This window comes from Ornithinimicrobium panacihumi, from assembly GCF_052073805.1.
In the GTDB taxonomy this organism is placed as follows: Bacteria; Actinomycetota; Actinomycetes; order Actinomycetales; family Dermatophilaceae; genus Ornithinicoccus; species Ornithinicoccus panacihumi.
Genome location: NZ_JBQGWG010000029.1, coordinates 19,919 through 31,897, shown reverse-complemented (window position 1 = coordinate 31,897; position 11,979 = coordinate 19,919). Strand labels below are relative to the sequence as shown.

Annotated in this window: 14 protein-coding genes and 1 riboswitch; of the genes, 12 read left to right on the top strand and 2 right to left on the bottom strand. The window is 71.2% G+C overall.

Annotation, left to right across the window (positions count from 1 at the left end; translation table 11 throughout):
- Positions 1–369: 369 nt before the first annotated feature.
- Positions 370–1,098: a site-specific integrase gene (locus ACTMMA_RS17015; protein ID WP_441191298.1), complete on the bottom strand. Its 729-nt coding sequence runs from the start codon at positions 1,096–1,098 to the stop codon at positions 370–372.
- Positions 1,099–2,193: 1,095 nt separating this feature from the next.
- On the opposite strand from ACTMMA_RS17015, the gene ACTMMA_RS17010 reads away from it, so the two are divergent.
- The gene (locus ACTMMA_RS17010; protein ID WP_441191297.1) at positions 2,194–2,358 is read left to right on the top strand and encodes a hypothetical protein; all 165 of its coding nucleotides are present in this window, start codon (positions 2,194–2,196) and stop codon (positions 2,356–2,358) included.
- A gap of 18 nt (positions 2,359–2,376) precedes the next feature.
- Positions 2,377–2,508 carry a hypothetical protein gene (locus tag ACTMMA_RS17005; RefSeq protein WP_441191296.1) on the top strand — a complete coding sequence of 44 codons (132 nt, stop codon included), beginning with the start codon at positions 2,377–2,379 and terminating at the stop codon, positions 2,506–2,508.
- A 40-nt stretch (positions 2,509–2,548) separates the two neighbouring features.
- Here ACTMMA_RS17005 and ACTMMA_RS17000 read toward each other — a convergent pair whose 3' ends face one another.
- A complete protein-coding gene (locus ACTMMA_RS17000) occupies positions 2,549–2,923 on the bottom strand; it encodes a hypothetical protein (protein ID WP_441191295.1) in 375 nt (124 codons plus the stop codon).
- Positions 2,924–2,971: 48 nt separating this feature from the next.
- Here ACTMMA_RS17000 and ACTMMA_RS16995 point away from each other — a divergent pair, with 48 nt between their 5' ends.
- From ACTMMA_RS16995 to gcvP, 10 genes are all read left to right on the top strand, one after another.
- A complete protein-coding gene (locus ACTMMA_RS16995; protein ID WP_441191294.1) occupies positions 2,972–3,577 on the top strand; it encodes a CDP-alcohol phosphatidyltransferase family protein in 606 nt (201 codons plus the stop codon).
- Positions 3,574–4,461: a DUF881 domain-containing protein gene (locus ACTMMA_RS16990; protein WP_441191293.1), complete on the top strand. Its 888-nt coding sequence runs from the start codon at positions 3,574–3,576 to the stop codon at positions 4,459–4,461. Before ACTMMA_RS16995 ends, ACTMMA_RS16990 begins: the two co-directional genes overlap by 4 nt.
- The gene (locus ACTMMA_RS16985; RefSeq protein WP_441191292.1) at positions 4,458–4,790 is read left to right on the top strand and encodes a small basic family protein; all 333 of its coding nucleotides are present in this window, start codon (positions 4,458–4,460) and stop codon (positions 4,788–4,790) included. Before ACTMMA_RS16990 ends, ACTMMA_RS16985 begins: the two co-directional genes overlap by 4 nt.
- On the top strand, positions 4,790–5,569 hold the full coding sequence (locus tag ACTMMA_RS16980) for a DUF881 domain-containing protein (protein WP_441191291.1): 780 nt from the start codon (positions 4,790–4,792) through the stop codon (positions 5,567–5,569). The genes ACTMMA_RS16985 and ACTMMA_RS16980 overlap by 1 nt, the downstream gene beginning before the upstream one ends.
- Positions 5,570–5,670: 101 nt before the next feature.
- Positions 5,671–6,060, top strand: a complete 390-nt coding sequence (gcvH, locus tag ACTMMA_RS16975) for a glycine cleavage system protein GcvH (protein WP_441191290.1) — start codon at positions 5,671–5,673, stop codon at positions 6,058–6,060.
- 73 nt (positions 6,061–6,133) lie between these two features.
- Entirely contained in the window at positions 6,134–6,589 is a 456-nt protein-coding gene (locus ACTMMA_RS16970; protein WP_441191289.1) for an FHA domain-containing protein, read from the top strand.
- Positions 6,586–7,398, top strand: coding sequence for a transcriptional regulator FtsR (gene ftsR, locus ACTMMA_RS16965; protein WP_441191288.1), 813 nt, complete (start codon positions 6,586–6,588; stop codon positions 7,396–7,398). The genes ACTMMA_RS16970 and ftsR overlap by 4 nt, the downstream gene beginning before the upstream one ends.
- 22 nt (positions 7,399–7,420) lie before the next feature.
- Positions 7,421–7,930, top strand: a complete 510-nt coding sequence (locus ACTMMA_RS16960) for a bifunctional nuclease family protein (protein WP_441191287.1) — start codon at positions 7,421–7,423, stop codon at positions 7,928–7,930.
- A 175-nt stretch (positions 7,931–8,105) separates the two neighbouring features.
- The gene (locus tag ACTMMA_RS16955) at positions 8,106–8,693 is read left to right on the top strand and encodes a MerR family transcriptional regulator (protein ID WP_441191286.1); all 588 of its coding nucleotides are present in this window, start codon (positions 8,106–8,108) and stop codon (positions 8,691–8,693) included.
- Positions 8,694–8,798: 105 nt separating this feature from the next.
- A riboswitch (glycine riboswitch) is annotated at positions 8,799–8,893 on the top strand.
- Between the two features lie 75 nt (positions 8,894–8,968).
- The gene (gene gcvP / locus ACTMMA_RS16950; RefSeq protein ID WP_441191285.1) at positions 8,969–11,911 is read left to right on the top strand and encodes an aminomethyl-transferring glycine dehydrogenase; all 2,943 of its coding nucleotides are present in this window, start codon (positions 8,969–8,971) and stop codon (positions 11,909–11,911) included.
- Positions 11,912–11,979 lie beyond the last annotated feature (68 nt).

Sequence of the window (11,979 nt, the reverse complement as noted above, 5' to 3'; positions counted from 1 at the left end):
TGGCAGCAGGCCTGGAAGCGACTGTTCGCCAGCGTCTGCGGACCGCCCCTACCGGCCACGACCTGACCACCCAGCCGGCGACGGCGCGACCCCAGGAAACCTGTACGTGGAACACCCCGACAGCGAGGTCGGGAGATCTCCTACGTCCGCTCCCCAGAACCGCCTACGCGGTCCGCAACGCCCCACTCAACGACGTCCGTCGGTGGATCGAGGCTTAGAGGGACCCGGGATCATCCGATCCGTGTCACAGTGCAAGGGGATGTGCCCGAGCAGGAGTGAGCGCCCGGTTGCCAAGACGCCAAGTGCCCCGAGCCGTGTGGCCCAGGGCACTTCGGTACCCGCGTGGCTAGACCTCCAGCGGGTACCTGCTCACAGCCCGACGACGTTCCCGCCGTACGCCGCCGCGAGCGCCTGTCCGACCGCCGCGACGCCGCCTGCGGTGGCGCGCCCGTACCGCTCGTGCAGCACGTCCGGGGTGTGTCCGAGCCACGCCGCGACGTCGACCGCGGGCATACCGGCCCGGAGGAGCACGTCGGCCGCCGTATGGCGGGTCGCGTGCAATCGGATGACGGGCACGCCAGCGTCACGGCACAGCCTGCGGAACCGGTCCGAGTACCACTCTGGTCGCGGGGGAGCGCCCACCTCGTCCACGACGACGTACCCGCTGTCCCGGTATGCCGAGCCTGCCGCCAGACGGTCACGCGCCTGGACCGTGCGGAACGCCCGGAGAGCGTCCACGACACCGGGCAGGAGACCGACCGGCACGGCCCGCCTCGACTGCTCCGACTTCGGCTCGTCCACCGCGTCCGTCGTCGGGGTGACCGCGACCCGGCCCCGTTCGATACGCACCACGCCCGCGTCTAGGTCGACGTCCTCCCACCGGAGCCCGAGCACTTCGGACCGGCGCAGACCCGCGAGCGACAGAAGCCACGCCGCCGCGAACCGGTCAGTGAGCGCGTGTGCCCGGAACTGTGCCGCCTCCGCCGCTGTCCACCGTTGGGGGTCGGTTCGTCGCTGCCGGGGCCGCTTGACCAGCCGGGCCACGTTGCGGGTGATGGTGCCCTCACGGGATGCTAAGTCCAGGACCTGATCGCGCATGAGCGCCTGGAGGCTGCCCGTCGACGGGCTGGTGTCGTGGAGTCTGGCCGTTCGTGGCCTTGCGCTTGCGCTCCAGCGGACTGCCACCAGTACGGCGCGTGACCGTCTCGGAGTTCGGGGAAGACGTCCTGACGTCGGTTGACCCGTCCGCCTCCGACGTCGCCACTGCCGAAGCCGCTCACCGCCTCTCGGTCGCCCTTGCTCGGGGACACCGACGCCTCGCAGGACTGCCAGACCTGCCCGCCCCGATCCCGTACGCCGACCACCCCGAGCCGCCTGGCCCCGGCTGGCTCACCGACTGCCGTTACTGGTACCGGGACCTAGCGAAGTGACCGGCCTGTCAGAGTTCGACGTCCTCCGAGCCATCCCCGGAGTCCTCCGCCACGTCGCCACAAACGCCACCGAGGACGGGTGCTGGATCTGGCTAGGCCCGGTCATCGGACAAGCCCACCGACCTGCCGTCACCCTGCCGGGAGTCTCCACCCGACTGCTTACCCGAGTGATCTGGTCCGTGGCCCGTGGACAGCCCGTGCCGCCCTCCCGTGTCGTCGTGGCGAAGTGCGGCAGGAGAACGTGCGTCCGTCCCGCGCACCTCGTGGCCCAGCCCGTGAAAGACCCGACCCGTACTCCTCGGGAGAATCAGCGCAGGAAGTCTCACGGGATCTCTCACACCGTCTCTCACAAACTGCCCACCACGGGAAAGGACGGGACAGCACCGAGATCCGCCCCAACCCCCGGAAACGCTGGACAGGCCCGGACCCGCCCGGACGGGGAATAACGGGGTAGGGCCGACTGGGGGTCAAGGGGTCGCAGGTTCAAATCCTGTCAGCCCGACCGAGAGAAGTAGCAGGTCAGGGGCGGTTTCGGAGAGATCCGGGCCGCCCCTGACTGCATTCCGAATCGCCCCGGTTCGTTGGCCGCTGCGCTAGGAGATGACTCGCACGTGCCCGGGAAATTCCGCGAAGATGGGTGACCGGCCCGAATTTCCCGGGCACGTGCGAGTCTGGGCCCTCCGGGGCTCCATGGAAGGGCCCGCGTCCGGCTCAGGACGTGAGGACGTGAGAAGCTGGCGAAGGACGTGACGAAGGGGTAGAGATGGGCCAGGACGAGCAGCTGGCGCGCCTGCACGCCCTGGTCGACGAGATCTGCGAGCTCCTCGGTCGCTACGGCATCGACGGCTGGGTCCGCTGGCTGCGTGTCAAGGAGGCGCGGCTGCGCCAGGAGGGACCGTCCGGAGGGGGGCGGTTCGCCGCGGGCTAGGGCGGGATGGGCGGGTTCATGGACCTTTACATCACCCCGGTGAACGGCCATCCGATCGACCAGGCCGACGTGCCCGCCGTGAACGAGCGGCTGGTGCAACTCCAGAGCGAGCTCCACCGTGCCGCCACCAGCCTGCGGGCCGGGGAGTGACTCACGACGCAGGCGCGAGCTGCGACGCAGGGGGAGCGGCTCAGAACTCCAGGTCGCCGACGTCTGGGAAAGCGTCGAAGGAACCGTCCTCGTCGATCGGCGCCAGCTCCAGATAGCTGAGCTCGTCGTCGTCGATGAACAGCAGCAGCATCGCGCCGGGAGCGTCGGCGGACAGCACGACCCGCGACCGCTCCCGCTGACGGACGCGGCCGGTCTCGTCGGTCAGGTCCACCGACGGGCAGGTGCCGCACCCGCACCGTCTCCCGGCACGTGCGGTGGGCAGCTGGGCGCGCCAGCGCTGCCGATCGGCGTCCGTGACAGGTGTGGGGGAGTCCAGCCTGCGGGCGTGATCGACCATCGCCCGCAGGACGGCCATCTCGTCGGCGGACAGCTCCCGCGGCAGATCGGTGCTCATCGGCCGAGCCTAACGGCGGTCCCAGCCGCGGCAACTAGACTTCCGGCCATGACGTCGGGCACGGGGGAACAGGGAGCGGTCAGCGACCGCCTCCTCACCGTGCCCAACCTGCTCAGCATCGTCCGGCTGGTGCTGCTGGTCCCCTTCGTGTGGGCCCTCGTGGAAGGCCGGCTAGGAGTCGCCGGCGCCATCCTGATGGCCTCGGGCATCAGCGACTATCTCGATGGCCGGATCGCCCGCTCCTACGGCCTCATCACGCGCCTGGGCCAGATCCTGGACCCGATCGCCGACCGTCTCTACATCGCCGCGACCCTCGTCGGGCTGGCGTGGGTGGGCGCGATCCCGTGGTGGTGGGTGGCGCTCCTGGTCGGTCGCGACGTCTTCATCGGCGCGATGTATCCCACGGTGCGGCGCCACTCCCTGCCCATCCCGCCCGTCGACTTCATCGGCAAGGCCGCCACCTTCAACCTGCTGGGCGCCTTCCCCCTGATCCTCTTCGGCCAGGTCGAGGGCTGGTGGACCACGCTCGCGCTGTCGACCGGGTGGGCCCTGGCCTGGTGGGGCACCGCCCTCTACTGGGTCACCGGTTTCGTCTACGCCTGGCAGGTGCGCGAGATGGTGCGGGTCGCGCGCCGTGGAGAGGTGACGGTATGAAGCTCCCGCTGCGGGTGCGCGGCGAGCGCGACCCCAATCCCGCCGCGTCCATGGCGCTGCTGGACGAGGTGCTCGACCCGCCGCTGGGCCCCGGCTACTACTCCGCGGCCCAGGCCCGGGAGGAGGCCGGGCTGCCTCGGTCCTCCGGCTTCCGCACGATCCTGCTGCTGGTCACCTCGGTGCTCTTCGGGTTCCTCCTCACCGTGGCCGCCACGACCCTGCGGGCGCCGGACCCGGTCGCCGCCCAGACCCGTGACGACCTGGTCACCCGGATCGAGGCGGCGCAGGCGGAGGGCGACGACTACCGCCGCCAGGTGGAGGCGCTGCGCGCCGACATCCTTGCCCTGGAGCAGGCCCAGGCCGGGTCGGGGGCGGGCGAGCAGGCCGTCGGAGGGGTCCGCGAGGCGGGCGCCCTCGCCGGTGCCGTCGCCGTGCGCGGCCCGGGAGTGATCATCACCATGGCCGACGCCCCGCGGCCGGCGGCCGGCGAGGTCGCCAGCGAGGACCGCCCCGCGGAGCGGGTGAACGCCCGTGACCTGACCCTGGTCGTCAACGGCCTGTGGTCGGCAGGCGCCGAGGCGATCTCGGTCAACGACCACCGCCTCACCAGCACCTCGGCGATCCGGTTCGCCGGACAGGCGATCATCGTCGACTTCCGAGGGCTCACGCCGCCCTACGAGATCCGGGCTATCGGCGACCCTGCGAAGCTGCGCGACGAGCTCGGCAACGGGGTCACCGGGGCCTACCTGGACGAGCTGCGCAAGCAGCTGGGCCTGGAGGCCTCGCACGCCTTCCACCGCTCGGTCGAGATCGGCCCCGCCGAACGACTGACCACGAGGGTCGGGCACGTGCCCGACGAGAACACCTCCGAGGAGAATCGATGATCCCCGTAATCGGCCTGGTCGCAGGAGTGGTCCTGGGGCTGGTCCTCAACCCCGAGGTGCCCCTGTGGCTCTCGCCCTACCTGCCGATCGCGGTGATCGCCGCCCTCGACGCCGTCTTCGGTGCGGTCCGGGCGGCGCTGGAGGGCATCTTCAACGACCGGGTCTTCGTCATCTCCTTCCTGTCCAACGTCGTGGTGGCCGCGCTCATCGTCTTCCTGGGCAACCAGCTCGGGGTGGGCGCCCAGCTGTCCACCGGCGTCGTCGTGGTCCTGGGCCTGCGGATCTTCTCCAACGCGGCGGCCATCCGGCGCCACCTGCTGGGAGCCTGATGGCACCGTCCTTCTCCCGTTCCAAGCACCCGGGGCACGCCCCGCCCACCGTCGAGGAGGCGCGGCGGCGTCTGGCCGCCCTGGGCAAGGTCCGCCTCAACCGCACCCAGGTCATGGCCACCATGCTCACCGTCCTGCTGGGCGTGGCGATGGTGGCCCAGGTCCGCAGCAACGACGAGGCCGGCCTTCGCGAGCTGCGCCAGACCGAGCTGGTCGCCCTGCTGGACGACGCCTCCACCCGCGTGGACGCCCTCCAGCGCGAGGTCAACGAGCTCGAGGACGACCGCGAGCGGCTGCAGGGGCAGCAGGGCGACGCCGCGGCAGAGGCCGCGGCCCGGCAGCGGCTCGAGTCCTACCAGATCCTCGCCGGGACCGTCCCCGTCGAGGGCCCGGGCATCACCGTCTACGTCAGCGACCCGACGTCCGCCATCACCCAGACGATGCTGCTGGACGCCATCCAGGAGCTCCGGGACGCCGGGGCCGAGGCGATCCAGATCGGGGCGACCCGGGTCGTGGCCTCCAGCCACGTCGGGATCGGCGCGGACGGCGAGATCGTGCTGGACGGCCGTGCCCTGACCCCTCCCTACCGGATCCTCGCGGTGGGCGACGCCCACACCCTCGCCGGCGCCATGGCGATCCCCGGCGGGTTCACCGACAGCCTGCGAGGCGCCGGGGCCACGGTGGACGTGACCGAGAGCGAGCGCCTGCTCGTGGACGCGGTGCACACACCGGCAGAGGCGCAGTTCGCCACGCCGGTCTCGCCGACCGCCGAGCAGTGACCGCCCTGCCCTAGTCAGGCCGGACCGGCAACGCATAGGGTAGGGCTGGCACACACGACGTGGCAGCGCCGCCACCGCCAGCGACGATCACGAGGAGAGCGATGAGCACCCTTCAGTACCCCGACGACCTGCGCTACACCTCCGACCACGAGTGGGTCCGCGACATGGGCGACGGGGTCGCCCGCGTGGGGATCACGGCCTACGCCCAGGACGCGCTGGGCGATGTCGTCTACGTCTCGCTGCCGTCCGTGGGTGACACCGTCGCGGTGGGCGACTCCGTGGGAGAGGTCGAGTCGACCAAGTCGGTCAGCGACATCTACGCCCCGGTCGCGGGCGAGGTGGTGGGCACCAACGACGCGCTCGATAACACTCCCGAGCTGCTCAACACCGACACCTACGGCGAGGGCTGGATGTACGAGATCAAGCTGGAGGACGCCTCGGCGCTCGACGGACTGATGGACTCCGCCTCTTACGAGGCCCAGCTCGACTGAGCGCCAAGCACATCCGTCCGGACCCTGCACTACAGTGAGGGCCCGATCCACGCACACCCAGGAAGGTCAGCCCGTGAGCGACCGTGACCCCGAGCACCACGATCTCGGCAACGACCCGGCGACCGCACGACTCCAGCGCGGCGCAGACCTGTCGGCGGCCGAGTACACCTTCGACGACGAGCTGCCCCGGCTCTCGCCGGAGGACCAGCGCACCGTCGACGCGCTCCGCCCCGGCACCGCGCTGCTGATCGTGCTGCGCGGGCCCAACACCGGCGCCCGCTTCCTGCTGGACGCCGAGGAGGTCAGCTCCGGGCGCCACCCGCACAGCGACATCTTCCTGGACGACGTCACGGTGTCCCGTCGGCACGCGGTCTTCGCCCGTGACGGTGAGGGCTACCGCGTCCGCGACGTGGGATCCCTCAACGGGACCTACGTCAACCGGCAGCGCATCGACGACCAGGCCCTCCAGGTCGGCGACGAGGTGCAGATCGGCAAGTTCCGTCTGGTCTACTACCGCGCCCGGTCGTGACCTCGGCAGCACGCGCGGAGCAGCACGGCCCCGACGGGATCTCCATCGGGGCCGTCCTGCGTGAGCTCCAGCCCGAGTTCCCCGACCTCACCGTCTCCAAGATCCGTTATCTGGAGACCGAGGGACTCATCTCGCCGGAGCGGCGAGCCTCCGGCTACCGGCTGTTCAACGACGCCGACCGGGCGCGCCTGCGATTCATCCTCGCCGCCCAGCGCGACCGCTTCTGGCCGCTCAAGGTGATCCGCGAGGCCCTGGACCGTCTGGACCAGGGCCTGGACGTCCCCGGGCTGACCACGTCGGGGTCGGGCGAGACCGACGACCCCGCGGCCACAGGGGAGCCCGGCGACGGCGGCGCCCGGACCGGCAGCGCCACCGCCGGCGGCCCCGAGGGCCGCAGAGCCCCGGTGGCCGACTTCAGCGCCAGCGCCCTGCGCCGCCGCCGCGCGGTGCGGCTCACACCGTCCGAGCTGCGCGAGCGCACCGGCCTGGACACCGGCGCCTACGCCCAGCTCAAGGCCTACGGCCTGCTGCGCACGGACGCGACCGGGCGGCACCACGCCGACGACCTCGACGTCGCCACCGCCGCGGCGGCGCTGTCGCGCTACGGGATGGAGGCGCGGCACCTGCGCTCCTTCCGCATCGGCGCCGACCGCGAGATCGGTCTGGCCCAGCAGGTGCTCGAGCCGGCCCGCCGCAGGCACGCCCGAGGTGTCGACGGGCCGGATCCACAGGAGATCGAGGCCGAGCTGCTGTCCACGATGCTCGCCCTGCACGTGGCCCTGGTGCGTTCGGGCCTCGCCGGAGGCTGACCGGCCCGGTACCCTGGGTGGGGTGATCACCCTCGACGTGCTCGGCGTACGGGTCGAGATGCCCACCAACAGCCCGATCGTGCTGCTGCGTGAGCGCGATGGCATGCGCTACGTGCCGATCTGGATCGGCGCGCCCGAGGCCACCGCGATCGCCTATGCCGAGCAGGGCGTCGAGCCGCCGCGACCGCTGACCCACGACCTCTTCGCCCAGGTGATCCGCGAGCTCGGCCGTCAGCTGGAGGCGGTCCACATCACCTCCCTCGACGAGGGCGTCTTCTACGCCGAGCTGCACTTCGACGGAGGCACCGTGGTCTCCTGCCGACCCTCCGACGCCATCGCCCTGGCGCTGCGCACGGTCACGCCGATCCTGGCCCCGGAGGAGCTCCTCGACGAGGTGGGCATCACCATGGCCGTCGAGGAGGACGACGAGGTGGAGCGTTTCCGCGAGTTCCTCGACCAGGTCTCGGCCGAGGACTTCGAGCACGAGCAGCCCGGGGAGGGCCACGGCGGCCGAGAGGCGGGGGAGCCATGACCGGAAGGGGCCCGGCCGGTGTGCACACGGCCCCGATGGTCAAGGTCGCAGGCGACCCCGGCGCGTCGGTCGTTGACCACCCCCGTGCCGCCGCATACCGTCAGGGTGTGCACACAGCACACATCAGTCTCATGAGTCACACGAGTCACATGAGCACGACGCACGAGGAGGAACGGTGAGCGCTGGCGCAGACGCACCCGGACAGGCCGGAGCCGGCCGGGTCGACAGCCCCACCCAGGGCGTCCTGTTCACCCAGGACACTCCCGTGATGGATGAGACCATCGGCTTCCGCGGACCGACCGCCTGCGGCGCTGCCGGCGTCACCTACCGCCAGCTCGACTACTGGGCCCGCACGGGTCTGCTCGAGCCCTCTGTCCGCAACCCCAGCGGCTCGGGCACCCAGCGGCTCTACAGCTTCCGCGACATCCTCGTGCTGAAGATCATCAAGCGCCTGCTCGACACCGGCATCTCGCTGCAGCAGATCCGCGTCGCCGTCTCGGCGCTGCGTGAGCGCGGCGTGCACGACCTCGCCCGGATCACCCTCATGAGCGACGGTGCCAGCGTCTACGAGTGCACCAGCGACGACGAGGTCATCGACCTCGTCCGTGGCGGCCAGGGCGTCTTCGCCATCGCCGTCGGCAAGGTCTGGCACGAGGTCGAGGGCCAGCTCGCCGAGCTGCCCAACGAGCGCGCCGAGGATGAGATCGTGGACCACCCCGGCGACGAGCTGTCGGCCCGCCGCCGCGCCCGCCGCACCTCCTGACCAAGCCCTTCCACGCCCTTCCGCGCCACCACGAGGTGACGTGCTTGGGGGCGCGCGGCAACGATCGCGCGGCACGTGCCAGCCTGATAGGTTGGGCGGAGCCGTCGACCCCGCGTGGGAGAGACTCCACCTCCGAGTGGGGCGCCGAAGGGGCAATCTTCCCCGACAAGCTCTCAGGCGACCAGGACCACGCGGGTCAGGCAACTCTGGAACGCTCTGCGCGGACGCGGGCGGACAGAGGGGGAGGGTAGTGACCCTTGTCCCTAGGAGTTGCAATGACTGACCAGACCGCCCCCAGCGCCGCGACCGACGCCGCGACCGTCGTGACCGACGACAGCCCGGAGCTGGACCACATCGTCCTGGCCGAGTTCGTCGGCCGCCACATCGGCCCCCGCGACAGCGACGTCGAGCACATGCTCTCGACCCTGGGCTACGACAGCCTCGAGTCCCTGGTCGACGCCGCCGTCCCGGCCGCGATCCGCACCACGCGACCGCTCGACCTGCCGGCCGCCCCCAGCGAGCAGGCGGTGATCGCCGAGCTGCGCGAGCTCGCCTCCCGCAACCAGGTCCTGACCCCCATGATCGGCCTGGGCTACTACGGCACCCAGACCCCGCCGGTGGTGCTGCGCAACATCCTCGAGAACCCCGCCTGGTACACCGCCTACACCCCCTACCAGCCGGAGATCTCCCAGGGCCGGCTGGAGGCCCTCCTCAACTTCCAGACGATGGTCACCGACCTGACCGGCCTCGACATCGCCGGTGCCTCCATGCTCGACGAGGGCACGGCCGCCGCCGAGGCCATGGCGCTGATGCGCCGCACCAGCAAGGTCGCCCAGGACGCGGTCCTGCTCGTGGACGAGCACGTCCTGCCCCAGACCCTCTCCGTCGTCCAGGCCCGCGCCGAGGCGGTCGGCTTCCCCGTCGTGGTCGCCGACGTCACGTCGGTCACCGACGAGGCCTCCCTGCGCGTGGCCGCCGGCGACCAGGACGTCTTCGGCGTCCTGGTCCAGTACCCCGGCGCCGACGGTCTGATCCGCGACTTCCGGGCGCTGACCGAGGCCGCCCACGCGGCCGGCGCGCTCGTCACCGCCGCGGCCGACCTGCTCGCCATGACCCTTCTGGCCTCCCCGGGCTCCTGGGGCGCGGACGTCGCCGTCGGCACCACCCAGCGCTTCGGCGTCCCGCTCGGCTTCGGCGGCCCGCACGCCGGCTACCTCGCCGTCCGCTCCGGGCTGGAGCGCACCATGCCCGGCCGCCTCGTGGGCGTGAGCAAGGACGCCGACGGCAACCAGGCCTACCGGCTGGCCCTCCAGACCCGCGAGCAGCACATCCGCCGGGAGAAGGCCACGAGCAACATCTGCACCGCCCAGGTGCTGCTCGCCGTGATGGCCTCGATGTATGCGGTGTGGCACGGTCCCGAGGGTCTGCGCCGGATCGCGCTCGAGACGCACGCCAAGGCCGTGGCGCTGGCCGACGCGCTCACGGGCGGCGGGCTGGAGCTGGCGGGGGAGGACTACTTCGACACCCTCTCCGTCACGGTCCCCGGCAAGGCCACCGACGTGCTGGCCGCCGCACGGGAGGGCGGCATCAACCTCTGGCAGGTCGACGCCGACACGGTGCTGCTGTCCACCGACGAGATGACCACCCTGGCCGACCTGCAGGTCGTGGCCGGAGCCTTCGGCGTGGAGGCTCCCGAGTCGATCCCGATGGTGGACGAGCCGGGCCTGGGCGGGCTGACCCGTGGTGACGAGGACTACCTGACCCACCCGGTCTTCAACACCTACCGCTCCGAGACGGCCATGCTGCGCTACATCCGGTCGCTGTCCGACAAGGACTACGCCCTCGACCGCGGGATGATCCCGCTCGGCTCGTGCACGATGAAGCTCAACGCGACGACCGAGATGGAGTCCATCACCTGGACCGAGTTCGGCACGCTGCACCCCTTCGCCCCGCTCGACCAGACCGAGGGCTCCCGCGAGCTGATCCGCCAGCTGTGCGACATGCTCGTGGAGATCACCGGCTACGACCAGGTCAGCATCCAGCCCAACGCCGGCGCCCAGGGCGAGTTCGCCGGTCTCCTGGCGATCCGCAAGTACCACCTGGCCAACGGCGACGACCAGCGCAACATCTGCCTGATCCCCGCCAGCGCGCACGGCACCAACGCGGCCAGCGCCGTGATGGCCGGCCTCAAGGTCGTCGTGGTCAAGAGCACGGCCGAGGGCGAGATCGACATCGACGACCTCAAGGCCAAGATCGACCAGCACCGGGACAACCTGGCCGCGATCATGGTCACCTATCCCTCGACGCATGGCGTCTACGAGGAGACCATCACCGAGCTGTGCGAGCTGGTCCACGAGGCCGGCGGGCAGGTCTACGTCGACGGGGCCAACCTCAACGCCCTGCTCGGCATCGCCAAGCCCGGCGAGTTCGGCGGTGACGTCAGCCACCTCAACCTGCACAAGACGTTCACCATCCCGCACGGCGGTGGTGGCCCCGGCGTCGGCCCGGTCGCGGTCCGGGAGCACCTCGCCCCCTACCTGCCCAACCACCCGCTGGACGCCGAGGCCGGACCCGACAGCGGTCCGGGACCGATCTCGGCCGCGCCCTACGGCTCGGCCGGCATCCTGCAGATCCCGTGGGCCTACATCCGCCTCACCGGTGGCGCGGGCCTGACCCGTTCCGGGCAGGTCGCGGTGCTCAACGCCAACTACGTCGCCGCCCGGCTCAAGGGCCACTACCCGGTCCTCTACACCGGCAACAACGACCTCGTGGCGCACGAGTGTATCCTGGACCTGCGTCCCCTGACCAAGGAGACGGGCGTGACCGTCGACGACGTCGCCAAGCGTCTCATCGACTACGGCTTCCATGCCCCGACGATGTCCTTCCCGGTCGCCGGCACCTTGATGGTCGAGCCCACCGAGTCCGAGGACCTGGGTGAGATGGACCGCTTCATCGACGCGATGATCGCGATCCGGGAGGAGGCCGACAAGGCGGCCGCCAACGGCGTCGAGGACAGCGTCCTGCGGCACGCGCCCCATACCGCGCTGTCGATCGCCAGCGGGGACTGGAATCACCCCTACGACCGGATGCAGGCCGCCTTCCCGCCCGGCGTGGACCCGGCCCGCAAGTACTGGCCCGCCGTGCGACGCATCGACGGTGTCTTTGGCGACCGCAACCTGGTCTGCTCCTGCCCTCCGCCGGAGGCCTTCGAGGAGTGATCGCACGCGCGGGGGCGCATCTCCGCGACCGACCCACCACGCCCCGACCGGCCCGGACCTGCGAACTC

Bases quoted from the DNA above. Each gene is read 5' to 3' on its own strand.
- ACTMMA_RS17015 (WP_441191298.1), bottom strand. From the start codon at position 1,098: ATGCGCGATCAGGTCCTGGACTTAGCATCCCGTGAGGGCACCATCACC.
- ACTMMA_RS17010 (WP_441191297.1), top strand. From the start codon at position 2,194: ATGGGCCAGGACGAGCAGCTGGCGCGCCTGCACGCCCTGGTCGACGAG.
- ACTMMA_RS17005 (WP_441191296.1), top strand. From the start codon at position 2,377: ATGGACCTTTACATCACCCCGGTGAACGGCCATCCGATCGACCAGGCC.
- ACTMMA_RS17000 (WP_441191295.1), bottom strand. From the start codon at position 2,923: ATGAGCACCGATCTGCCGCGGGAGCTGTCCGCCGACGAGATGGCCGTC.
- ACTMMA_RS16995 (WP_441191294.1), top strand. From the start codon at position 2,972: ATGACGTCGGGCACGGGGGAACAGGGAGCGGTCAGCGACCGCCTCCTC.
- ACTMMA_RS16990 (WP_441191293.1), top strand. From the start codon at position 3,574: ATGAAGCTCCCGCTGCGGGTGCGCGGCGAGCGCGACCCCAATCCCGCC.
- ACTMMA_RS16985 (WP_441191292.1), top strand. From the start codon at position 4,458: ATGATCCCCGTAATCGGCCTGGTCGCAGGAGTGGTCCTGGGGCTGGTC.
- ACTMMA_RS16980 (WP_441191291.1), top strand. From the start codon at position 4,790: ATGGCACCGTCCTTCTCCCGTTCCAAGCACCCGGGGCACGCCCCGCCC.
- gcvH (WP_441191290.1), top strand. From the start codon at position 5,671: ATGAGCACCCTTCAGTACCCCGACGACCTGCGCTACACCTCCGACCAC.
- gcvP (WP_441191285.1), top strand. From the start codon at position 8,969: ATGACTGACCAGACCGCCCCCAGCGCCGCGACCGACGCCGCGACCGTC.